We start from the raw sequence: 22,315 nt of genomic DNA, 5'->3' as shown, positions 1-22,315 counted from the left end.
GCTCCTTAGATCTTGTGCTGGTCGGTGTAAGGCAACATGGCCAGGAAGCGAGCACGCTTGATGGCTGTGTTGAGCTGACGCTGATAGATGGCGCGAGTGCCAGTCAGACGTGCAGGGATGATCTTGCCGTTTTCAGCGATGAAGTCACGCAGGGTGTCGACATCCTTGTAGTCGATTTCTTCGACGCCGGCGACGGTGAAGCGGCAGAAGCGCTTGCGCTTGAACAGCAGCGACTGGGTGTTGCGCTTAGGACGCTTGTCCTTGTTGAATTTCTTGAACGTGGCCATTTGTGAGCCTCTTGAAAATTAATCCTGTTGAATATCCTGGATGTGAAAAACCACACCTTTGCCGTTGCGCGGTGAGGCGAGAAAGCCGCTGAATTCCCAGTTGCTTCCCAGCGCCTGACGTGCGAGTCGCTCTGCAAGAGCCCCGAACGCCACCGCCTTGATGGCTACCTTGACCTGGCGCTGGACTCCGGCTTCCTTTTGCTGGGACTCGTGTTCGAGCCGCAGATCAAGGGCGGGCAATCCGGCTGGCGTGTAGCGCAGGGCTTGCACCTCTGCAATACAGGCCGTCAAGGCAATCTGGTTTTTCACTCCTCCTGGCTGTCGGATGAACGCTGTGGTTGATTAACGCTCGTTGGAAACAGCGGCTTCAGCTTGGCTGGCCTTGCGTGCTTCTTCGCGTTCCACAGTCTTCATCATCGAGGAAGCGCCGGTGTCGGCCTTCTTCTTTTGCACAGTCAGGTGACGCAGAACGGCGTCGTTGAACTTGAACGCGTGTTCCAGCTCAGCCATCACAGCCTGGTCGGCTTCGATGTTCAGGCACAGGTAGTGCGCCTTGGCCAGCTTGTTGATCAGGTAAGCCAGTTGACGGCGGCCCCAATCTTCAACGCGGTGAACCTGACCACCACCTTGGGTGATCATGCTCTTGTAGCGCTCCAGCATGGCTGGCACTTGTTCGCTTTGATCCGGATGGATCAACAGAATGATTTCGTAATGACGCATGCAAACACTCCTTTTGGATTGCTTTTGTTGCAACCACCCGCCGCGTCTAGGGTTAGCGGTGTGGCAAGGGAACTCAGCATTCTAATACATGGATTGATACCTGTCCAGTCCCGCTCTTCAACGCGGGTTATCAGAGCGTTTTCTTCATTGCAGTCATCAACCCTATTGAAAATACGGGGTTCGCCCCCAACTCCGGGGGACTGTCATTCATTTCACAATACAACGACATGTCCGAACAAAAGTACAACCCCTCCGCAGAATCTGTCGATCCGACCATGTCTCCCGAGGAGATCGAGGCGGCACAGGCTGCGCAGGCAGAAGACGAACTGAGCATCCTGAAGGCGGAACTGGCCGAGCTGAAGGCCAAGAGCGCCGATCTGGCCGATCAATATCTGCGCGCCAAGGCCGACGTGGAAAACATGCGCCGTCGCACCGAAGAAGATATCGCCAAGGCCCGCAAGTTCGGCATCGAAGGCTTTGCCGAAAGCCTGCTGCCCGTGGCCGACAGCCTCGATGCGGCTCTGTCCATCCAGAACGCCACTGCCGAGCAACTGCGCGAAGGCTCCGACGCCACGCTGCGCCAACTCACTTCGGCGCTGGAGCGCAACAAGGTGCTCGCCATCAACCCGGCGGCCGGCACCAAGTTCGATCCACACCAGCATCAGGGCATCAGCATGGTGCCCGCCGATCAGGAAGCCAACACGGTCGTGAGCGTGCTGCAAAAGGGCTACATGATTGCCGACCGCGTGCTGCGCCCCGCCCTCGTGACGGTGGCTGCGCCAAAGTAAGCGACCGCTCTCGTTTCAACGCCAACCGAAAAATATTTGCACCAGAGACTTGAAGGTTTTCAAGTTATCCACAAGTAACTGGTCATCCAAACCAAACACACCAACTTTTCAGAATACGGAGAAATCGACATGGGAAAAATCATCGGCATTGACCTCGGCACCACGAACAGCTGCGTTTCCATCATGGAAGGCAACAACACCCGCGTGATCGAGAACAGCGAAGGCGCACGCACAACGCCTTCCATCGTCGCCTATCAGGAAGACGGCGAGATTCTGGTTGGCGCATCGGCCAAGCGTCAGGCCGTGACCAACCCCAAGAACACCATTTACGCCGCCAAGCGCCTGATCGGCCGCAAGTTCGACGAGAAGGAAGTGCAAAAGGACATCGACCTGATGCCTTTCAAGATCGTCAAGGCCGACAACGGTGACGCTTGGGTGCAAGTGCGCGACCAGAAGCTGGCTCCTCCTCAGATCAGCGCCGAAGTGCTGCGCAAGATGAAGAAGACCGCCGAAGACTTCCTCGGCGAGCCAGTGACCGAAGCCGTGATCACGGTGCCTGCCTACTTCAACGACGCTCAGCGTCAGGCCACCAAGGATGCGGGTCGCATCGCTGGCCTCGAAGTCAAGCGCATCATCAACGAGCCTACCGCTGCTGCTCTGGCCTTTGGCCTCGACAAGCAGGACAAGGCCGATCGCAAGATCGCCGTGTATGACCTGGGTGGCGGTACGTTCGACGTGTCGATCATCGAAATCGCCGACGTGGACGGTGAAAAGCAATTCGAAGTGCTGTCGACCAATGGCGACACGTTCCTCGGCGGTGAAGACTTCGACCAGCGCATCATCAACTACATCATTGATGAGTTCAAGAAGGACCAGGGCGTTGACCTGTCCAAGGACGTGCTGGCGCTGCAACGCCTGAAGGAAGCCGCTGAAAAGGCCAAGATCGAGCTGTCGAACTCCGCTCAGACCGACATCAACCTGCCCTACATCACGGCAGATGCATCCGGTCCGAAGCACCTGAACATCAAGCTGACCCGCGCCAAGCTGGAAAGCCTGGTCGACGACCTGATCGAGCGCACCATCGCTCCTTGCCGTACTGCGATCAAGGACGCTGGCATCAGCGTGTCCGACATCAACGACGTGATTCTGGTCGGCGGCATGTCGCGCATGCCCAAGGTGCAGGAGAAGGTCAAGGAATTCTTCGGCAAGGAACCACGCAAGGACGTGAACCCCGATGAAGCCGTGGCCGTTGGTGCCGCGATTCAAGGCCAGGTTCTGTCGGGTGACCGCAAGGACGTGCTGCTGCTGGACGTGACTCCACTGTCTCTGGGCATTGAAACCCTGGGCGGCGTGATGACCAAGATGATCGCCAAGAACACGACCATCCCGACCAAGTTCGCGCAGACCTTCTCGACCGCTGAAGACAACCAGCCTGCAGTGACCATCAAGGTGTTCCAGGGCGAACGCGAAATCGCCAGCGCCAACAAGGCTCTGGGCGAGTTCAACCTGGAAGGCATTCCACCCGCATCGCGTGGCACGCCACAGATCGAGGTGAGCTTCGACATCGATGCCAACGGCATCCTGCACGTGGGCGCCAAGGACAAGGCCACCGGCAAGGAAAACAAGATCACCATCAAGGCTTCTTCGGGCATCTCCGAAGAGGAAATCCAGAAGATGGTCAAGGACGCCGAGCTGAACGCCGCCGACGACAAGAAGAAGCTGGAAATCGTCCAGGCCCGCAATCAAGGTGAAGCCGCAGTGCACACCGTGACCAAGAGCCTGTCCGAGCACGGCGACAAGCTGGAAGCCGGCGAGAAGGAAAAGATCGAAGCCGCGGTGAAGACGCTGGAAGAAGCACTCAAGGGTGAGGACAAGGCCGACATCGAGGCCAAGACCACTGCCCTGATGGAAGCCAGCCAGAAGCTCGGCGAGAAGCTGTATGCCGAACAGGCCGCAGCTGCTGGTGGTGCTGCAGGTGCAGCCGGTGCTGCTCCGGGAGCAGGTGCCGCAGCCGCTGACGACGACGTGGTCGACGCCGAAGTCAAGGAAGTCAAGAAGGGCTAAGCCGCGCCGAGCGCGATCAGCCACCCAGCCGCCGCGCTTGGTTCCCCCCCAAAGGAGCCAGCGCGGCGTTTGTGCTCCCACCGGCCCCTGAGCTGGAGACGAAATGTCCAAACGAGATTTTTATGAAGTCCTCGGCGTTCCCAAGAACGCTGGCGAGGATGAGATCAAGAAGGCGTATCGCAAACTTGCGATGAAGTACCACCCTGACCGCAATCAGGGTGATGCTGCCAAGGCTGCCGAAGAGAAGTTCAAGGAAGTCAAGGAGGCTTATGAAATCCTCTGCGACAGCCAGAAACGTTCCGCCTATGACCAATACGGCCATGCCGGCGTGGACCCCAACATGCGTGGTGGTCCGGGCGCAGAAGGCTTCGGCGGATTTGCCGAGGCATTCGGCGACATCTTCGGCGACATGTTCGGCGGCGGCGGCGGTGCCCGCGGCGGTCGCGGTGGCCGTCAGGTCTATCGCGGCAACGATCTGTCGTACGCGATGGAAATCTCGCTGGAAGAAGCCGCCAACGGCAAGGACGCGCAGATCCGCATCCCCTCGTGGGACGAGTGCGAGACCTGCCATGGATCGGGTGCCAAGCCCGGCACCCAACCCAAGACCTGCGGCACCTGCCAGGGTTCGGGCGTGGTGCAGATGCGCCAGGGCTTCTTCGCCGTTCAGCAAGCCTGCCCGCATTGCCGCGGCACCGGCAAGATCATTCCCGAGCCATGCACGAGCTGTCACGGTCAGGGCAAGATCAAGTCGCAGAAGACGCTGGAAGTGAAGATTCCCGCCGGCATCGACGACGGCATGCGCATCCGCTCGACCGGCAACGGCGAACCCGGCTCCAACGGCGGCCCTCCAGGCGATCTGTACATCGAAATCCGCGTCAAGAAGCACGAGATCTTCGAGCGCGACGGTGACGATCTGCACTGCGAAGTGCCGGTGAGCTTTGCGACCGCAGCGCTCGGCGGCGAAATCGAAGTGCCGACCCTCTCGGGGAAGGCGGCCATCGACATTCCCGAAGGCACGCAAGCGGGCAAGCAGTTCCGCCTGCGCGGCAAGGGCATCAAGGGCGTGCGCGCAAGCTACCCCGGTGACTTGTACTGCCACATCATCGTGGAAACGCCGGTCAAGCTCACCGAGTTCCAACGCAAGCTGCTCAAGGACTTCGACGAGTCGCTCAAGAAGGGCGGCAGCAAGCATTCGCCATCCACCGAAACCTGGACCGACAAGCTGAAGAACCTGTTCAGCTGATTCGCGTCAAGCATTTCACGCCAAGGGCCGTCCTCTGCAATTGCAGGGCACGGCCCTTTTTCTTGACCTCGGTTCATGACACAGCGATGTCAACCAGACCTCGCTGCCGCGCGATCACAACAGGCACGAGCGCCGCGAATTGTTCATGCTGAACTACTGATAAAAATCAGATTGTGGTCTTTGGACGCAACCTAATGTGTAGACCTTCCACATAGTGAGGTCCCCACCGTGTCCACCCCACAGACAGAAGCATTGCCAACCCACGGCATTCCTATTTCGGCCAACGATGCGCTGATCGGCGCCCATCGCCCTGCTCCTGAACTCGTCTGCCCCGCAGGCAGCCTGCCCGCCTTGAAAGCGGCCGTGGATGCGGGTGCGAACTGCGTCTACCTTGGGCTGCGTGACGCCACGAACGCGCGCAATTTCGCGGGACTGAACTTCGACGAAGCCGCGATTCTCAAGGGCATCGACTACGCCCACGCCCGTGGCTGCAAGGTGCTGCTGGCGCTCAACACCTACCCCAAGGCCAGCGCGCCCGAGCCGTGGCATGCCGCGCTGGACCGCGCCGCGATGTGGGGCGTGGATGCGGTCATCCTCGCCGATCCGGGCCTGATGCGCTACGCCTGCAACCGCCATCCCGACCTGCGCCTGCATCTGTCGGTGCAGGGTTCGGCAACCAACCATGCGGCGATCAACCTCTATCAGAAGCAGTTCAACATCCAGCGCGCCGTGCTGCCGCGTGTGCTGTCGATGGAGCAGGTCAAGCAGGTGATCGAACGCACCTCGGTGGAGATCGAAGTGTTCGCCTTCGGCAGCCTGTGCGTGATGGTCGAGGGCCGCTGCGCGCTGTCGTCATATGCCACGGGCGAATCGCCGAACACGCACGGCGTGTGTTCGCCGCCCAAGTACGTGCGTTGGCAGGAAACGCCGCAGGGCATGGAGTCGCGCCTGAACGGCGTGCTCATCGACCGCTACGATCCGGGCGAAAAAGCGGGCTATCCCACGCTGTGCAAGGGTCGCTTCGACGTGGGCGACGAAAGCAACTACTACGCGCTCGAAGAGCCCACCAGCCTCAACACGCTGGAGCTGCTGCCGCAGTTGGTTAAATTGGGCGTGCGCGCCTTCAAGATCGAGGGTCGCCAGCGCAGCCCCGCCTACGTGGAGCAGGTCACGCAGGTCTGGCGCGATGCCATCGATCACTGCATCGACCAGGGCCACCGCTACTCGCCCAAGACCATCTGGATGACGGTGCTCGACCAGCTCGCCGAAGGCCAGCAGCACACGCTGGGCGCATACCACCGCCCTTGGAAATAGTCCAAGTCCAAGTCCAAGACCAAGACCACTCCCCGCCCCTCCACGCAGCCACCCATCCGCCACGCACGAAGGACGCGCACCATGCAGCTCTCACTCGGCCCCCTGCTCTATTACTGGTCCCGCGAAGACGTGTTCGCGTTCTATCAATCGATGGCGCGCACCGCCGTGGACATCGTCTACCTCGGCGAAACCGTGTGCTCGCGGCGGCATGAGCTGCGGCTCAAGGACTGGCTGGACATCGGCTACCTGCTGCGCGACAAGGGCAAGGAAGTGGTGCTGAGCACGCAGGTGCTGCTCGAATCCACCGCCGAGGTCGGGCAGATGCACAAGCTCGTGGCCAACGGAGACTTCATTGTCGAAGCCAACGACATGGGTGCCGTGAGCGCGCTGGCCCACACGCAGCCTTTCGTGGCCGGCGCATCGCTCAATCTCTACAACGCGGACTCACTCAACTGGATGGCCCAACTCGGCGCGTTCCGCTGGGTCATGCCGCTGGAAATGCCCGGCGACGAACTCGTCGCCATGCTCTCCAAAACCGCCGCTCCGCTGCAGGCCGAGGTCTTCGCCTACGGGCGCATGCCACTCGCGTATTCGGCGCGCTGCTTCACCGCAAGACACTACAACCGCCCCAAGGACGACTGCGGCTTTGCGTGCCTCGACCACCCGGATGGCCAGTTGCTGACCACGCGCGAATCGCAGCATTTTCTGGTGCTCAACGGCACGCAGACGCAGTCCGCGCGCATCCACAACCTGATCGCCGAAGTGCCCGAACTGAACACGCTGGGCGTCGAGGTGCTGCGCCTGAGCCCGCAGTCGCGCCACATGGAGCAGGTGATCGAAGCCTTCGACATCGCACGCAACGACATCCGCACATCCCAGACCGCGAGCGAACTGCTCGCCTCCGTCATGCATGACAGCCCCTGCAACGGCTACTGGTACGCCAGACCGGGCATGGAACTGCAGGCACCGACCCCTTGATTTTTCCAACGCCGTGTCATGAATCTCACCGCACCTCCTGCCCCGATTTCCGTTCCCGCGTCGCTGGGTTCCGTGCTCTCACGTCTGCCCGCGTATCCCGGCTCGCTGCTGCTCGTCACTGCCGTCAACTTCATGCTGGGCAAGCAACTGCCTGACGATGTGAAGGCGCTGCTCAAAGGCCGCCTGCTCTCCATCCGCGTGACCGATGCACGCGTCGCGTTCGACTTCATCTGCGACGGCAAACGCTTCATCGCGAGCGCCCCCAAACAGGCTCCCGATCTGATCGTCAGCGCATCGGCCTGGGACTTCATCCAACTCGCGCAGCGCAAGCAGGACCCGGACACGCTGTTCTTCAGCCGTCGCCTCGTCATGCAGGGCGACACCGAGCTCGGCCTCGTCGTGAAGAACGCGCTCGATGCGCTCGAACTGCCGGTGCTCGATCCCATGCACTGGACACCACGCGCCGTGTTCTCGCGCTGGAACGCCAAGACATCGAAATGACCGACCAAGAAAATCAACTGCCCGAACTGCCACTCGTCTACTCCTGCTCGGGCTGCTCCAGCGCCGCGCAGCTCGCCAACCATGTCGCGCTGCAACTGGACCGGCGCGGCACGGCGGAGATGTCGTGCATCGCAGGCGTCGGCGGCCACGTGCCCAAGCTCGTGCGATTGGCCCGATCCGGTCGCCCGATCATCGCGCTCGACGGTTGCCCACTCAACTGCGTGGCCAACTGCCTCGCGCAACACCAGATCGTGGCCACGCGGCACTACCAACTGCACGAGCATGGCGTGAAAAAACGCGCGCATCAGGACTTCGATCCCGAGCAGGCGAGCGAAGTGCTCATGCGCATCGAAGCTGATCTGCAAGCCCATCCGCTGATCCACGAAAGGCTCCATGCCTGAACCCAGAGAACACAAGCGCATCGTCGTCGCCATCACTGGCGCGAGCGGCGCTGCATACGGTGTGCGCCTGCTGCAACTGCTGCAGCAACTGCCCCATGTGCAGACGCATCTGGTCGTGAGCAATGCCGCATGGCGCACACTGCAACACGAGATGGATCTGCAGCCCGCGTACGTCCACAGTCTCGCCGATGTCGTGCACGACAACGAGGACGTGGGAGCCAGCATTGCCAGCGGCTCGTTTCGCGCACACGGCATGGTGATTGCGCCCTGCTCCATGCGCACGCTCGCGGCAATCGCGAACGGCCTGGCCGACAGTCTGCTCACGCGCGCTGCCGACGTGATGCTCAAGGAGCGCCGCCGCCTCGTGCTGCTCACGCGCGAATCGCCGCTGCATCTCGTCCATCTGCGCAACATGACCACGGTGACCGAGATGGGGGGCATCATCTGCCCGCCCATGCCCGCGTTCTACCAACTGCCGCAGACGCTGGACGACATCGTTCAGCACAGCGCGGCCCGCGTGCTCGATCTGCTCGACATCGAACACGAGCTTTCCCCGCGCTGGCAAGGGCTGCGCGTCGTGAGCAACTGACTTCCCCGCTTTCTCTTTCTTCATGCACTACAGCGACCTGCGCGATTTTCTGGCGCAACTCGAATCGGGCGGCGAACTCAAGCGCATCGCGCAGCCCGTCTCCCCTCATCTGGAAATGACCGCGCTGAGCGACCGCGTGCTGCGCGCAAGCGGCCCGGCGCTGTTGTTCGAAAACCCCAGCGGTCATCACATGCCCGTGCTCACCAATCTGTTCGGCACGCCGGAGCGCGTCTGCCGCGCGCTGGGCGTGGGCGATCTGCAGGAAGTGCGCGCGCTTGGTGAAACATTGGCGTCGCTGAAAGAACCCACGCCCCCGCGTGGCATGAAGGAGCTGTGGCAACAACGCAGCCTGCTCAAGACGCTGTGGAGCATGACGCCCGCCGCCGTGCGCAACGCGCCGTGTCAGCAGATCGTGATCGAAGGCGCGGAGGTCGATCTGGGCCGCTTGCCCATTCAGCACTGCTGGCCCGGCGACGTTGCGCCGCTGATCACCTGGGGCCTGACGATCACGCGCGGCCCGCGCAAGGTGCGCCAGAACCTCGGCATCTATCGCCAACAGGTGCTGTCGAAGAACGAACTCATCATGCGCTGGCTCGCTCATCGCGGCGGCGCGCTGGATTTTGCCGACCACCGCGCGCAGCATCCCGGCACGCCTTACCCGGTGGCCGTGGCCATCGGCTCCGATCCCGCGACGATTCTGGGCGCGGTCACGCCCGTGCCGGACAGCCTCTCCGAATACCAGTTCGCAGGCCTGCTGCGCGGCGCACGCACCGAACTCGCACAGGCCATCGGCGTGCCGCTGCAGGTGCCCGCCAACGCCGAGATCGTGCTCGAAGGCCATATCCACCCCGATCCATCGCACGCAAGCGGCTTTCGCCATGCCAGCGAAGGCCCCTACGGCGACCACACCGGCTACTACAACGAGCGCGCCGATTTTCCGATCTTCACCGTCGAGCGCATCACCATGCGCGACCAGCCGATCTACCACAGCACCTACACCGGCAAACCGCCGGACGAACCCGCCGTGCTCGGCCTTGTGCTCAACGAACTGTTCGTGCCGCTGCTGCAGCGCGCCTTCCCCGAGATCGTCGATTTCTACCTCCCGCCCGAAGCCTGCAGCTACCGCATGGCCGTGGTCAGCATCCGCAAAGCCTACGCAGGCCATGCCCGCCGCGTGATGATGGGCGTGTGGAGCCACCTGCGCCAGTTTCTGTACACCAAGTTCATCGTGGTGGTCGACGACGACGTGAACGTGCGCGACTGGAAGGAAGTCATCTGGGCCCTCACCACCCGCATGGACCCCGCGCGCGACACCATGCTGATCGAGAACACGCCCATCGACTACCTCGACTTCGCCTCGCCCGTCGCAGGCCTTGGCAGCAAGATGGGCCTCGACGCCACAAACAAATGGCACGGCGAGACCCAGCGCGAATGGGGGCAGCCGATCACGATGGACAAAAACGTGAGCGAGCGCATGAATCAGTTGGCGGAGCAACTGGGCTTGTGACGCGCTGACGTCCCGCGCGAACTGTGCGAAGCTCGGCCCGTCATGCAACTCGATCCCCACCTTGCAACCACTGAGCATCTCGCGCAGAACGGCTTCGCGTTGATACCTTCCGTGCTCCCGCCGTCGGCGCTGTCCTCGCTCGACTTGCCCGAATTGACGGAGCGCGGACGCGGCGGCTCGCGTTGCCTGCTCGATCAGCCTTGGTGCGCCGATCTCGCACGCCAGTTGCTGCAGCACCCGGCCTTGCGTGATCTGATTCCCGATGACCATGCCGCGGTTCAATGCACATACTTCGAGAAGTCCGCCACACGCAACTGGCTGGTCGCGGTGCATCAGGATCTGAGCATTCCTGTGGCCGCGCCGCTGGAGCACCCGGCACTTCGTGGTTGGTCTCACAAGGACGGAAGCCATTTCGTGCAAGCGCCGCGTGAGGTGCTTGAACAATTGCTCGCAGTTCGCCTGCATCTGGACGACTGCGGCCCCGAGGATGGTCCGTTGCGCGTCGTGCCCGCAACCCATGCGCAAGGCATCATCGACGCACACCACGCTGTTGAACTGCGCGATGCCTCAGGCGAAACCGAATGCACGATGGAGCGCGGCGATGCGCTTGCCATGCGCCCGTTGCTGCTCCACGCATCCTCCAAAGGCCGGGGAAACAGTCGCCGACGCGTGCTGCACTTCGTTTTCGGGCCGCCCGCGTTGCCCTTTGGCCTGTGCTGGCAAGTCGCGGTTCGATGATCTGTCATCGCCAACCACGCAGGCGCCCATCGCTTTTGAGCGCCAAGCCATCGTGATTGGCGATACCAAATTCATTTTTTCGCCATAAAATGCGGTTTGCATTCTGATTCCACGAATACAAGACCCCGCAATGAAAAGCTCCGAGCGCAGTTTTGCGCGCCGTATCGATCTGACCTCCTTGCAGCTGTTTGTCGCAGTCTGCGAGCTGGGCAGCATCGGCCGTGCGGCGGAGCGCGAATTCATTGCGGCATCGGCCGTCAGCAAGCGTTTGTCCGATCTGGAAACCGCTGTGGACACGGCTCTGCTCTATCGCCACAGCCGCGGCGTGACGTTGACTCCCGCTGGCGAGAGCCTGCTGCACCACGCACGCACTGTGCTGTTTGGCCTTGAGCGCATGCAGGGCGAGCTTTCTGAATATGCCGACGGCGTGCGCGGCCATGTGCGCATGCACGCCAACATTTCGGCCATCGTGCAGTTTCTGCCCGAAGATTTGGGTGAGTTCGCGAGTGAGCACAGCCAGGTCAAGATCGACCTGCAGGAACACCTGAGCCAGGAAGTGATGAACGCGGTGCGCGACGGCGCGACCGATCTGGGTGTGTGCCACACCGGCACGAGCGAAGACCCCGAGGGCTTGCAAAGCCGCCCGTATCGCAACGACCGGCTGGTCGTGGTGATGCCGCAGTCACACACGCTGGCCCAACGTGAATCCATCACCTTCGCCGAAGCCATGGAATGGGACATCGTCGGCCTGCAGGCGGGCAGCAGCATCAGTCTGGCAATGCGCCAGGCCGCTGGGCAGACCGCCAAGCCGTTGCGCCAGCGCATGCAGGTGACGAGTCTGGACGCCATGTGCCGCATGATCGACAACGGCTTGGGCATCGGCCTGATTCCCGACCGCGCGTTTGCGCTGATGCACGGCATGGGCCACCTCGCGGCCATCCAGCTCGACGAGCCCTGGGCCGAGCGCGAACTGCGCGTGGTCGCACGAGATTTCGACGCCCTGCCCGTCACGGCGCGACTACTGGTCGAGCATCTGACACGGCCGGGCCTGCTGGCCGACAAGCAGCAACGGGTCGCTTGACCAGACCACCATAGAATTTTGAATCCCCACCTTGGAAAGAAAAGAGCACATCATGGGACGCACTCTCTACGACAAAGTCTTCGATGAACACGTGGTTCACACAGAAGAAGACGGCACCGCAGTTCTCTACATCGACCGCCATCTGGTGCACGAAGTGACCAGCCCGCAGGCCTTCGAAGGTCTGCGCGAAACCGGCCGCAAGGTCTGGCGCGTGAGCTCCATCGTGGCGACGGCTGACCACAACACGCCCACCACCAACTGGGATCAGGGCTACGACGGCATCACCGATCCGATCAGCAAGGAACAGATCACCACGCTGGACAAGAACATCGCCGAAGTGGGCGCGGCCGCCTTCTTCCCGTTCATGTCCAAGCGCCAGGGCATCGTGCACGTGATCGGCCCTGAAAACGGCGCGACGCTGCCCGGCATGACCGTGGTCTGCGGCGACAGCCACACCTCCACCCACGGCGCTTTCGGCGCGCTGGCGCACGGCATCGGCACCTCGGAAGTGGAGCACGTGATGGCCACGCAGACGCTCTTGGCCAAGAAAGCCAAGAACATGCTGGTCAAGGTCAACGGCAAGGTCGCCCCCGGCGTGACCGCCAAGGACATCGTGCTGGCCATCATCGGCAAGATCGGCACCGCTGGTGGCACGGGCTACACCATTGAATTCGCGGGCGAAGCCATTCGCGACCTGACCATGGAAGGCCGCATGACGGTCTGCAACATGGCGATCGAAGCCGGTGCGCGCGCCGGCATGGTGGCCGTGGACGACAAGACGATTGCCTACGTGAAGGGCCGTCCGCTCTCGCCCACCGGCGTGGAATGGGATCAGGCCGAAGCCTATTGGCGCACGCTGCATTCCGATGCGGATGCGAAGTTCGACCTCGTGGTGGAACTGAACGGCACCGACATCGTGCCGCAAGTGACCTGGGGCACATCGCCCGAGATGGTGCTGGGCGTGGACGCGACCGTGCCCGATCCGGACAAGGAAAAAGACCCGAACAAGCGCGGCGCGATCGAACGCGCGCTGACCTACATGAACCTCGAACCCGGCAAGCCGCTCAACGACGTGTTCGTGGACAAGGTGTTCATCGGCTCCTGCACCAACAGCCGCATCGAAGACATGCGCGAAGCCGCTGCCATCGTGAAGAAGCTCGGCCAGAAGGTCGCCAAGAACATCAAGCTGGCCATGGTCGTACCCGGTTCCGGCCTCGTGAAGGAGCAGGCCGAGCGTGAAGGTCTGGACAAGATTTTTGTCGCCGCTGGTTTTGAATGGCGCGAGCCCGGCTGCTCGATGTGCCTTGCGATGAACGCCGACCGCCTTGAGCCCGGCGAGCGCTGCGCATCGACCAGCAACCGCAACTTCGAAGGCCGTCAGGGCGCGGGTGGCCGCACCCACCTGGTGAGCCCGGCCATGGCCGCCGCAGCGGCCATTCATGGTCACTTTGTGGATGTGCGCAAATTCGCGTAATCTGGCGTTTCCAAAAACCAACCAAGGATCACACCATGTCCAAATTCGCCATTGCCATCGCCCTCATCAGCACCTTCGTTCTGGCCGGTTGCAACACCGTCAAGGGCGTGGGCCAGGACGTGCAACGCGCAGGCGGCGCGCTTGAACGCGCAGCCGACAAATAAGTTTTCCAATTCGCAGGATCGATCACTCAAATGCAAAAATTCACCGTTCACAAGGGCCTTGTCGCGCCCATGGACCGCGAAAACGTGGACACCGACGCCATCATCCCCAAGCAGTTTCTCAAGTCGATCAAGAAGACCGGCTTCGGCGTGAACCTGTTTGACGAGTGGCGTTACCTCGACCACGGCGAGCCCGGCCAAGACCCGGCCAGCCGCAAGCCGAATCCCGATTTCGTGCTGAACAAACCGCGTTACCAGGGTGCATCGATCCTCATCGCCCGCAAGAATTTCGGCTGCGGTTCGAGCCGCGAACACGCACCTTGGGCGCTCGACCAATACGGTTTCCGCGCCATCCTCGCGCCAAGCTTTGCCGACATCTTCTTCAACAACAGCTTCAAGAACGGCCTGCTGCCCATCGTGCTGCCGGAGTCCGTGATCGACCAACTGTTCAACGACGTGCAGGCCTTCCCCGGCTATGAACTCACCGTCGATCTGGAGCGTCAGGTCGTCGTGCGTCCGCAGGGCGAAGAAATCCCGTTCGACGTGATTCCGTTCCGCAAATACTGCCTGCTCAACGGCTTCGACGACATCGGCCTGACCCTGCGCCACGCCGACAAGATCAAGACCTACGAAGCCGCACGTCTGGCCACCAAGCCATGGCTCGCGCACACGATGCCCGCCTCGGCCTGAGCACGCATCGGCACCCATTTCAAATTCATCAAGAAACCAAAAGACATGAAAATCGCAGTTCTGCCGGGTGACGGCATCGGCACTGAAATCGTCGCAGAAGCCGTCAAGGTGCTCGACGCGCTCGACCTGAATCTGGAAATGGAATCGGCTCTGGTCGGTGGTGCCGCCTACGACGCGCACGGCCATCCACTGCCCGAATCCACGCTCAAGCTCGCCAAGGAATCCGATGCGATTCTGTTCGGCGCTGTGGGCGACTGGAAGTACGACAAGCTCGACCGTCCGCTGCGCCCCGAGCAAGCGATTCTCGGCCTGCGCAAGGCGCTTGGCCTGTTCGCCAATTTCCGACCCGCCATCTGCTACGAACAACTGGTGGGCGCTTCGAGCCTCAAGCCCGAGCTGATCGCGGGTCTGGACATCCTGATCATCCGCGAGCTGACCGGCGACATCTACTTCGGCCAACCGCGCGGCAAGCGCACGGCCGTGGACGGCCACTTCCCCGGTGCCGAAGAAGCCTTCGACACCATGCGCTACTCCAAGCCCGAAGTCGAACGCATCGCCCGCGTGGCCTTTGAAGCCGCCCGCAAGCGCAACAAGAAGGTCACCAGCGTCGACAAGGCCAACGTGCTCGAAACCTTCCAGTTCTGGAAGGACATCGTCACCGAAGTGCACAAGGACTATCCGGACGTCGAACTGCAGCACATGTACGTCGACAACGCCGCCATGCAACTGGTGAAGGCTCCAAAGGCTTTCGACGTGATCGTCACCGGCAACATGTTCGGCGACATCCTGTCCGACGAAGCCTCGATGCTGACCGGCTCCATTGGCATGCTGCCATCGGCCAGCCTGAACGACAAGAAGCAAGGCCTGTACGAACCCAGCCACGGCAGCGCACCGGACATCGCCGGCAAGGGCATCGCCAATCCTCTGGCGACCATTCTGTCGGCCGCGATGATGCTGCGCTTCTCGCTGAACCAGGAAGCCGCCGCCAATCGCATCGAAGAAGCCGTCAAGAAGGTGCTGGCCCAAGGCCTGCGCACACCGGACATCTACAGCGAAGGCACAACCAAGGTCAGCACCCGCGAAATGGGTGACGCCGTGGTGAACGCGCTCGGTTGATTCGCTGAATCGTCCGCAGCAAGAACAAGGGCCGCATTGGCAACCATGCGGCCCTTCATCATTTCCTGCCGGTCGATTTCCTGCAGATTGAAATCAGCTCAGGTCCTTGACCGTCTTGCTCGGCCCGTTGGTCTTGACGGACTCGATGCCATCATCGCGCGCCTTCTCGGACGAGTACATCTGGCTGGTGCCGATCACCTGATGGTTGCCCGCCTTGAGGTTGAACATGGGCTTGCCGCTCGCGGAGGTCTTGCGCTCGTAGCGCTCGTCGAGCGGCGAGTTGGTCTGCACGGACGCAATGCCGCCCTCGGCGGATGCCTTGGTGGTGTACATCTCGCTCGAAAGAATGGTCTCCGAGTTGCCCGCCTTCAGCACGAAGCGATATTGCCCGTTGCTGGCCTTGCTGAGTTCATACCAACCTGCCATGAGAAATCTCCTTGAGAAGTGAAGTGAACGGATGAAGGGAAAGTTCAAAGCGGGAAGCCCGGCACCATCGAGACGCCCAGTCTGATCGCCCAGCGAGACTATCGGCGAAGCATGGAATGTTGCAAAGCCGTAAAAACGCCAATCGAAATGCGATGAAATGCGCTGGAATGGCCTGAAAAGCGCGAAAAAAACTGCATGAACAAGGCAGCTCCGCTACAATCGCCGAATTATGTTTGCCGCTCGCCCGTTCGACCTGAACATTGCCCCCGCCACCATGGCTGGCTCGGCTGCGTGCGCAACCATCTCCAAAACCACGACGATTATTAAGGGCTGATCCAGCCTGGTTCGTCGTGCGCCCTTCCTGGCCTGACGAGCCAGGCGAGCAGTCCCGGTGGGTACTGTTTCTTATCTTGAAAGGGCGTTGAAAATGAGCAAGTTGGTAGGTTTGGTCGGCTGGCGCGGCATGGTCGGCTCGGTTCTCATGGACCGCATGCAACAGGAACGGGACTTCGATCTGATCGAGCCCCTGTTCTTCTCCACATCCAATGCGGGCGGCAAGGCCCCGGCGATGGCCAAGAACGAGACCACGCTGCAGGATGCGTTCAACATCGACGCCCTCAAGCGCTGCGACATCATCATCACGGCCCAAGGCGGCGACTACACCACCGAAGTGTTCCCCAAGCTGCGCGCTGCTGGCTGGAACGGCCACTGGATCGACGCGGCCTCCACGCTGCGCATGAAGGATGACGCGGTCATCATTCTGGATCCGGTCAACATGCCCGTGATCAAGAACGCACTGGCCAAGGGCGGCAACAACTGGGTGGGCGGCAACTGCACCGTCTCCTGCATGCTGATGGGCGTGGGCGCGCTGTACAAGGCCGGTCTGGTCGAGTGGATGAGCACCCAGACCTATCAGGCCGCTTCCGGCGGCGGCGCACAGCACATGCGCGAATTGCTGACCCAGTACGGCACGCTGAACGCCGAAGTGAAGGCCCTGCTGGACGACCCCAAGAGTGCGATCCTCGAAATCGATCGCATGGTGGTGGCAAAGCAACGCAATCTGTCGACCGAAGAAACCGCCAACTTCCTGGTTCCGCTGGGCGGCAGCCTGATTCCCTGGATCGACAAGGATCTGGGCAACGGCATGTCCAAGGAAGAGTGGAAGGGCATGGCCGAAACCAACAAGATCATGGGTCTGGGCGAAGGCTTCGGCACTGCTGCCATTCCCGTCGATGGTTTCTGCGTGCGCGTGGGCGCGATGCGCTGCCACAGCCAGGCTCTGACCTTCAAGCTCAAGAAGGATGTGCCCGTGGCCGACATCGAAGCCATGATCGCTGCCGACAACGAGTGGGTGAAGGTCGTTCCGAACAACAAGGAAGCCACGATCAAGGATCTGACTCCCGTGGCCGTGACCGGCACCATGACCATTCCTGTGGGCCGCGTCCGCAAGCTGGCCATGGGCCCGGAATACGTGGGCGCATTCACCATCGGCGACCAACTGCTGTGGGGCGCTGCCGAGCCGCTGCGCCGCATGCTGCGCATTCTGCTTGACGCATAAACGCTGCTAAAAACTGACGGCAATCACCTCCCAACGGTCAAGAATTGTTGATCTGAGGGAGGTGCAGATACAATTTGCGACAGGCCGTTGTCCAATACCAACATATGAAATAGCGCTTTCCTACCAAACGCTGGGAGAGTGAAGTTGGAGTGTCGCATCAGCTTGTCAGTGCAAAACATTGATGCTATGGTGCTTTTACATATTTTCACGACCCGTAGTGGATGACGCCAAAAGAAAACCTATTGCGTCATCTCAAAGCCCGAACAATCATCAATAAGTTGCACACATGCATCGCTGGAAATTTTCTGTTTTGGCGGCTGCTGCCATCGTATCCACCGGCTTGTTCACGGCCGATGTTCACGCTTTGGCGCTGGGCCAGATCCATGTGCGATCCGCTCTGGGGGAGCCATTGCGAGCGGATATCGACCTGCCACAGGTCTCTGCGGCAGAAGCCGAGTCGTTGAAGGCCTCCACGGCCGCGCCCGACGTGTACCGAGCTCAGGGACTCGAATACACGCCGTCAGTCAACGACATCCGCGTACAGTTTCAACGTCGTCCTGACGGCACAGGCGTTCTGCGCCTGAGCAGCTCCAAGGCGATCAACGATCCGTTCATCGATCTGGTGATCGACGCCACATGGGCCTCGGGTCACATCGTGCGCAGCTACACCATGCTGCTGGATCCACCAGAGATGCGCCGCCCGGCCGCGCCTCAGACCACGGCACCTCAGATCACATCGCAGGACAACCGCTTTGCGGAGCGTTCGGAGCAGGCTCCTTCGGCCATCGCTCCAGCACCTGCGCCCGCACCACGCAACCTGCCGCAAGCGCAGGAACGTCGTACACCCGCTCCAACTCAGCGCGTCGCACCAGCGCCTGTTGCCGAATCCGCAGGTGGTGGCGACGAAGTGCGCGTGCGCACGGGTGAAACCGCTGGCCGCATCGCAGGTGCACATCGCCCTGCTGGCGTGTCGCTCGACCAGATGCTGGTCGCCATGATGCGCGCCAATCCGGATGCCTTCATCAATGGCAACGTGAACCGTCTGCGCGCTGGCACCGTGCTGCAGATGCCAACCGAGGCACAGGCCCAGGCGGTGACCGCAGGCGAAGCCAAGAAAATCATCAACGCCCAAAGCCGCGATTTCAACGAATTCCGTCGCCGCCTGGCCACCAACGCGCCATCCGTCGAAGTGGCAACGCCACAACGCGCGGCCAAGGGTTCCGTGCAATCCCAGGTGGATGACCAGAAGCCCGCCACCGCCTCCTCCGACAAGCTCACGCTGTCCAAGGGTGGTGTTCAGGCGGCCAAGAAGGACGAAAAGCTCGCGCAGGACCGCCAGTCCAACCAGAACGCCGAGCGCATGGCCGAGCTGTCCAAGAACATCTCGGAACTGAACAAGGTCGGCGCTGCCGCAGGCACGCCTGCAGCCGCTGGCGGTGCAAGCAAGCCTGCCGACGTTCCAGCGGTTGCCACCGTGCCCGCAACCGTACCTGGCACGTCGCCAGCGCCGGCACCAACCGCGCCAGTTCCAGCACCTGCTGCATCCAGTGAAGCTCCAGCCGCGGCCGCAACCACGGCTGCCGCATCTGCCGCTGCCGATGCAGCCTCTGCTGCGGTGACGGCAGCCAGCTCGGCTGTGGATGCCGCCAGCGCCGCCGCTGTTGCGGCTTCGGATGCCGCCTCCGCTCCGACCAAGAAGAAGCGCGTTGTCGCGCCTCCACCACCGCCACCAGAGCCCACCTTCTTCGAGTCGCTCACCGAAGACCCGATGGTGCTCGGCGGCATTGGTGCCGTGCTGCTGGCCCTGCTGGGTCTGGGCGGCTACAAGCTCGCACAGCGCCGCAAGGCCGCCGCACTGGCTCCATCCGACAGCTCGATCATGGACAGCAGCCTGGCCCCCGATTCGTTCTTCGGCGCGAGCGGTGGTCAGCGTGTGGACACCGCCAACAGCGGCCTGTCCACCGGCTCTTCCTCGCTCGCCTATTCGCCAAGCCAGCTCGATGCCGGTGAAGTCGATCCGGTGGCCGAGGCCGACGTGTACCTCGCCTACGGCCGCGATCTGCAGGCCGAAGAAATTCTGCGCGAAGCCGTCCGCGTCAATCCAGAGCGTGGCTCCATCCACGTGAAGCTGGCCGAAATCTACGCCAAGCGCCAGGATCGCAAGGCGCTGGAAGCGCAAGCGCGCGAGCTGTTCACGCTGACACAAGGCCAAGGCGCCGACTGGGCCCGCGTGGCCGATCTCGGCCGCGTCAACGATCCAGAGAATCCGTTCTACCAGCAGTCCGCGGCGCGTGCCGCTGGCGCTGCCGGTGTGGCTGCCGCAGGTGTCGCTGCAGCAGCTGTGGTCTCGCGATCCGAACATCTGGATCTGGATGCTCCAAGCACCCTGCCCGTGCAGTTCCACTCTCCCGCTCCAACGCCTGCTCCCGCAGCGGCGCTGGATGATCTGGACTTGGATCTGAATCTCGGCGGCTCGTTGGCCCCCGAGCCTGCACCGCAGAACCATCAGTGGACACCGCCCATCGCTCCTTCGGCAACAGCGCCTGAGCCCGTTGCCAAGCTGCCCGATTTCGAGCTGCCATCGCTGTCTCTGGATACGCCTACGGCACCTGCTCCGTTCACACCGCCAACCGCACCTGCGCCAGCAGCAGCGTCGAACGGTCTGGACTTCCAGCTGGATGACCTGTCGTTCACCAAGCCAGCAGCAGCGCCTGCAGCCGAAGCCGAGTCTCCATCGCCTTACGTGGAAACCACGGCTCGCCAGCCGCTGGAATTCGATCTGAATGCGCTGTCGCTTGACCTGCACACGCCAACGCGTGCCGGCAGCCTGACGGAAACCACGGCGCCAGCCCCCATGGGCATGGCCAGCGGCGCTCCGATTCCTGAAGACCCGCTGAGCACCAAGCTGGCGCTGGCCGAGGAATTCAACGCCATCGGCGACAGCGAAGGTGCCCGCACCCTCGTCGAAGAAGTCATCGCCGAAGCCTCTGGCGACCTGAAGCTGCGCGCTCAGCAACTGCTCACCAAGCTGGGTTGATTTTGAACCCTGCTCCGGCGAGTGGGCCCGATGTGATCCAATCGCTCCTCACAAGGAGATTTCGATGCGGATCGCATTGGGCGTAAGTTACAACGGTCAGGCCTACAGCGGCTGGCAAAGCCAGTTGTCCGGCAACACCGTACAGGATCATCTCGAAGCGGCCCTGGGCCGCTTTGCTACTCATAAGGTAGCAACGACCTGTGCAGGCCGCACCGATGCTGGCGTGCACGGACTCATGCAAGTGGTGCACTTCGACACCGAACTGCAGCGCACACCCTCTTCATGGGTGCGTGGTACCAACGCATTTTTGCCACCCGACATTGCCGTGCAATGGGCGCAGCCCGTGCCCGAGGAATTTCACTCACGCTTCAGCGCCACGGCACGCCGCTACGCCTATGTGCTGCTGCAGTCCCCTGTGCGCCCCAGCGTGGATGCAGGCCGCGTGGGCTGGGTGTTCTACCCCATGAATGGCGGAGCAATGGAGCGCGCCGCCTCTTACCTTCTGGGTGAACACGACTTCACCTCGTTTCGCGCCTCGGCCTGTCAGGCCAAATCACCGATCAAAACCATGCAGCGCATCGCCATCACGCGCCGTGGCCCAGCCGCGCCATTGCATGAAGACGAACGCAGCGACCTGCACCATTTCACGCCCTGCTACTGGCGCTTCGAGTTCGAAGCCAATGCGTTTTTGCATCACATGATCCGCAACATCATGGGCTGCCTGATCGCGGTCGGCCAAGGAAATCAAGAGCCGGAATGGATGCTGGACGTGCTGGCCGCCCGGTCGCGTGATGCGGCAGCCCCCACTTTTTCTCCGGCAGGTCTTTACTTTTTGGGCCCGGTCTATGACGAGAAATGGGGACTTCCCACCCGCACGGCTGCGTATGATTGGCTCCCATGAGTTCGAATTCCTCCGTTTCCACCAACGTTGCCGCCCGCACCCGCATCAAGATCTGCGGACTCACGCGCGAGCAGGACGTTGATGCCGCCGTCTTCGCTGGCGCTGACGCTATCGGTTTTGTGCTCTACGCCAAGAGCCCGCGTGCCGTTTCGGTCGAACGAGCGGCCGAGCTGGCACGCCGCCTGCCGCCTTTCGTCACGCCCGTGTTGCTGTTCGTGAATGCTCCGGCTGAAGAAGTCATTGCCGCCAGCGACCGGATTCCCGGCTCCATGCTGCAATTTCACGGCGATGAAACGCCCGAAGCCTGCTGGCTGGCGAGCGGCCAGGGCCATCGCCCCTACCTGCGCGCAGCCAGAATTCCATTGGGTGATGGTGCGGCTTCCTTCAACCTCGTAAAATACGCGGAAGATCACTCTCAAGCCCGGGCCATCCTCCTTGACGCTCATGTCGACGGATTCGGTGGCGGCGGCAAAACATTCAATTGGTCACTCCTTCCACCAAGCGTAGCCTCTCATCTCGTTTTGTCTGGTGGACTCACGCCTGCAAACGTGACCGATGGCATTTTGCAGGTGAAGCCGCGTTGCCTGACGCTGGCCGTTGATGTGAGCTCCGGCGTCGAAGCCGATGCACCCGGGGGCGGAACGCTCAAGGGCATCAAGGACGCCGACAAAATCCATCGCTTCATCGCCGCCGTTCGCGCCGCCGATGCAGCAACCGCTTGATTGAAGAATTCTTTAGACC

At 61.8% G+C, this 22,315-nt stretch carries 23 protein-coding genes; 19 read left to right on the top strand and 4 right to left on the bottom strand.

From position 1 onward, the window contains the following. Positions 1–5: 5 nt before the first annotated feature. From rpsR to rpsF, 3 genes are read right to left on the bottom strand one after another with little or no spacing between them, the layout of a single operon-like run. A complete protein-coding gene (rpsR, locus tag G7048_RS17605; RefSeq protein WP_166069388.1) occupies positions 6–287 on the bottom strand; it encodes a 30S ribosomal protein S18 in 282 nt (93 codons plus the stop codon). 18 nt (positions 288–305) lie between these two features. Further along, on the bottom strand, positions 306–596 hold the full coding sequence (gene priB, locus G7048_RS17600) for a primosomal replication protein N (RefSeq protein WP_166069387.1): 291 nt from the start codon (positions 594–596) through the stop codon (positions 306–308). 33 nt (positions 597–629) lie between these two features. Next, positions 630–1,007 (bottom strand): 30S ribosomal protein S6, encoded by a 378-nt coding sequence (gene rpsF / locus G7048_RS17595; protein WP_166069386.1) that lies wholly within the window; start codon positions 1,005–1,007, stop codon positions 630–632. A 227-nt stretch (positions 1,008–1,234) separates the two neighbouring features. Here rpsF and grpE point away from each other — a divergent pair, with 227 nt between their 5' ends. The 15 genes from grpE to leuB all read left to right on the top strand — a co-directional run bounded on the left by grpE (position 1,235) and on the right by leuB (position 15,652). Continuing rightward, entirely contained in the window at positions 1,235–1,795 is a 561-nt protein-coding gene (gene grpE, locus G7048_RS17590; protein WP_166069385.1) for a nucleotide exchange factor GrpE, read from the top strand. 129 nt (positions 1,796–1,924) lie between these two features. Continuing rightward, the gene (dnaK, locus tag G7048_RS17585; protein WP_166069384.1) at positions 1,925–3,859 is read left to right on the top strand and encodes a molecular chaperone DnaK; all 1,935 of its coding nucleotides are present in this window, start codon (positions 1,925–1,927) and stop codon (positions 3,857–3,859) included. A gap of 103 nt (positions 3,860–3,962) precedes the next feature. Beyond that, positions 3,963–5,102: a molecular chaperone DnaJ gene (gene dnaJ / locus G7048_RS17580; protein ID WP_166069383.1), complete on the top strand. Its 1,140-nt coding sequence runs from the start codon at positions 3,963–3,965 to the stop codon at positions 5,100–5,102. Between the two features lie 273 nt (positions 5,103–5,375). Next, positions 5,376–6,416, top strand: a complete 1,041-nt coding sequence (locus tag G7048_RS17575; RefSeq protein WP_205750407.1) for a peptidase U32 family protein — start codon at positions 5,376–5,378, stop codon at positions 6,414–6,416. A gap of 81 nt (positions 6,417–6,497) precedes the next feature. Further along, entirely contained in the window at positions 6,498–7,394 is an 897-nt protein-coding gene (locus tag G7048_RS17570; RefSeq protein WP_166069382.1) for a U32 family peptidase, read from the top strand. Positions 7,395–7,412: 18 nt separating this feature from the next. After that, positions 7,413–7,895 carry an SCP2 domain-containing protein gene (locus G7048_RS17565; RefSeq protein WP_166069381.1) on the top strand — a complete coding sequence of 161 codons (483 nt, stop codon included), beginning with the start codon at positions 7,413–7,415 and terminating at the stop codon, positions 7,893–7,895. Continuing rightward, positions 7,892–8,296 carry a putative zinc-binding protein gene (locus tag G7048_RS17560; protein WP_166069380.1) on the top strand — a complete coding sequence of 135 codons (405 nt, stop codon included), beginning with the start codon at positions 7,892–7,894 and terminating at the stop codon, positions 8,294–8,296. The genes G7048_RS17565 and G7048_RS17560 overlap by 4 nt, the downstream gene beginning before the upstream one ends. Continuing rightward, complete coding sequence (locus G7048_RS17555) at positions 8,289–8,885, top strand: UbiX family flavin prenyltransferase (RefSeq protein WP_166069379.1); 597 nt, start codon at positions 8,289–8,291, stop codon at positions 8,883–8,885. Before G7048_RS17560 ends, G7048_RS17555 begins: the two co-directional genes overlap by 8 nt. 22 nt (positions 8,886–8,907) lie before the next feature. Continuing rightward, on the top strand, positions 8,908–10,392 hold the full coding sequence (ubiD, locus tag G7048_RS17550) for a 4-hydroxy-3-polyprenylbenzoate decarboxylase (RefSeq protein ID WP_166069378.1): 1,485 nt from the start codon (positions 8,908–8,910) through the stop codon (positions 10,390–10,392). A gap of 42 nt (positions 10,393–10,434) precedes the next feature. Further along, entirely contained in the window at positions 10,435–11,130 is a 696-nt protein-coding gene (locus G7048_RS17545; RefSeq protein ID WP_166069377.1) for a phytanoyl-CoA dioxygenase family protein, read from the top strand. Positions 11,131–11,260: 130 nt separating this feature from the next. Then, positions 11,261–12,211 (top strand): LysR family transcriptional regulator, encoded by a 951-nt coding sequence (locus G7048_RS17540; RefSeq protein ID WP_166069376.1) that lies wholly within the window; start codon positions 11,261–11,263, stop codon positions 12,209–12,211. 52 nt (positions 12,212–12,263) lie between these two features. Further along, positions 12,264–13,685, top strand: a complete 1,422-nt coding sequence (gene leuC, locus G7048_RS17535) for a 3-isopropylmalate dehydratase large subunit (RefSeq protein WP_166069375.1) — start codon at positions 12,264–12,266, stop codon at positions 13,683–13,685. A gap of 35 nt (positions 13,686–13,720) precedes the next feature. Further along, positions 13,721–13,849: an entericidin A/B family lipoprotein gene (locus G7048_RS17530; RefSeq protein ID WP_166069374.1), complete on the top strand. Its 129-nt coding sequence runs from the start codon at positions 13,721–13,723 to the stop codon at positions 13,847–13,849. Positions 13,850–13,879: 30 nt separating this feature from the next. Continuing rightward, on the top strand, positions 13,880–14,536 hold the full coding sequence (leuD, locus tag G7048_RS17525; protein ID WP_166069373.1) for a 3-isopropylmalate dehydratase small subunit: 657 nt from the start codon (positions 13,880–13,882) through the stop codon (positions 14,534–14,536). A 45-nt stretch (positions 14,537–14,581) separates the two neighbouring features. Continuing rightward, positions 14,582–15,652: a 3-isopropylmalate dehydrogenase gene (gene leuB, locus G7048_RS17520; protein ID WP_166069372.1), complete on the top strand. Its 1,071-nt coding sequence runs from the start codon at positions 14,582–14,584 to the stop codon at positions 15,650–15,652. 93 nt (positions 15,653–15,745) lie between these two features. Here the strand turns inward: leuB and G7048_RS17515 are convergent, their stop codons facing one another. After that, positions 15,746–16,078: a YegP family protein gene (locus G7048_RS17515; protein WP_166069370.1), complete on the bottom strand. Its 333-nt coding sequence runs from the start codon at positions 16,076–16,078 to the stop codon at positions 15,746–15,748. A 427-nt stretch (positions 16,079–16,505) separates the two neighbouring features. Between G7048_RS17515 and asd the strand changes: the two genes are divergently transcribed. The 4 genes from asd to G7048_RS17495 all read left to right on the top strand — a co-directional run bounded on the left by asd (position 16,506) and on the right by G7048_RS17495 (position 22,296). Continuing rightward, a complete protein-coding gene (asd, locus tag G7048_RS17510) occupies positions 16,506–17,636 on the top strand; it encodes an aspartate-semialdehyde dehydrogenase (RefSeq protein ID WP_166069369.1) in 1,131 nt (376 codons plus the stop codon). A 286-nt stretch (positions 17,637–17,922) separates the two neighbouring features. Further along, on the top strand, positions 17,923–20,673 hold the full coding sequence (locus G7048_RS17505; RefSeq protein WP_166069368.1) for a FimV/HubP family polar landmark protein: 2,751 nt from the start codon (positions 17,923–17,925) through the stop codon (positions 20,671–20,673). 64 nt (positions 20,674–20,737) lie between these two features. Next, positions 20,738–21,574 carry a tRNA pseudouridine(38-40) synthase TruA gene (truA, locus tag G7048_RS17500; protein WP_166069367.1) on the top strand — a complete coding sequence of 279 codons (837 nt, stop codon included), beginning with the start codon at positions 20,738–20,740 and terminating at the stop codon, positions 21,572–21,574. Continuing rightward, positions 21,571–22,296 (top strand): phosphoribosylanthranilate isomerase, encoded by a 726-nt coding sequence (locus tag G7048_RS17495; RefSeq protein WP_166069366.1) that lies wholly within the window; start codon positions 21,571–21,573, stop codon positions 22,294–22,296. The genes truA and G7048_RS17495 overlap by 4 nt, the downstream gene beginning before the upstream one ends. The last annotated feature ends 19 nt before the right edge of the window (positions 22,297–22,315 follow it).

The organism is Diaphorobacter sp. HDW4B, from assembly GCF_011305535.1.
In the GTDB taxonomy this organism is placed as follows: domain Bacteria; phylum Pseudomonadota; class Gammaproteobacteria; order Burkholderiales; family Burkholderiaceae_C; genus Diaphorobacter_A.
The sequence above is the reverse complement of the archived record's forward strand: the minus strand, read 5'-3'. Positions and strand labels throughout refer to the sequence as shown.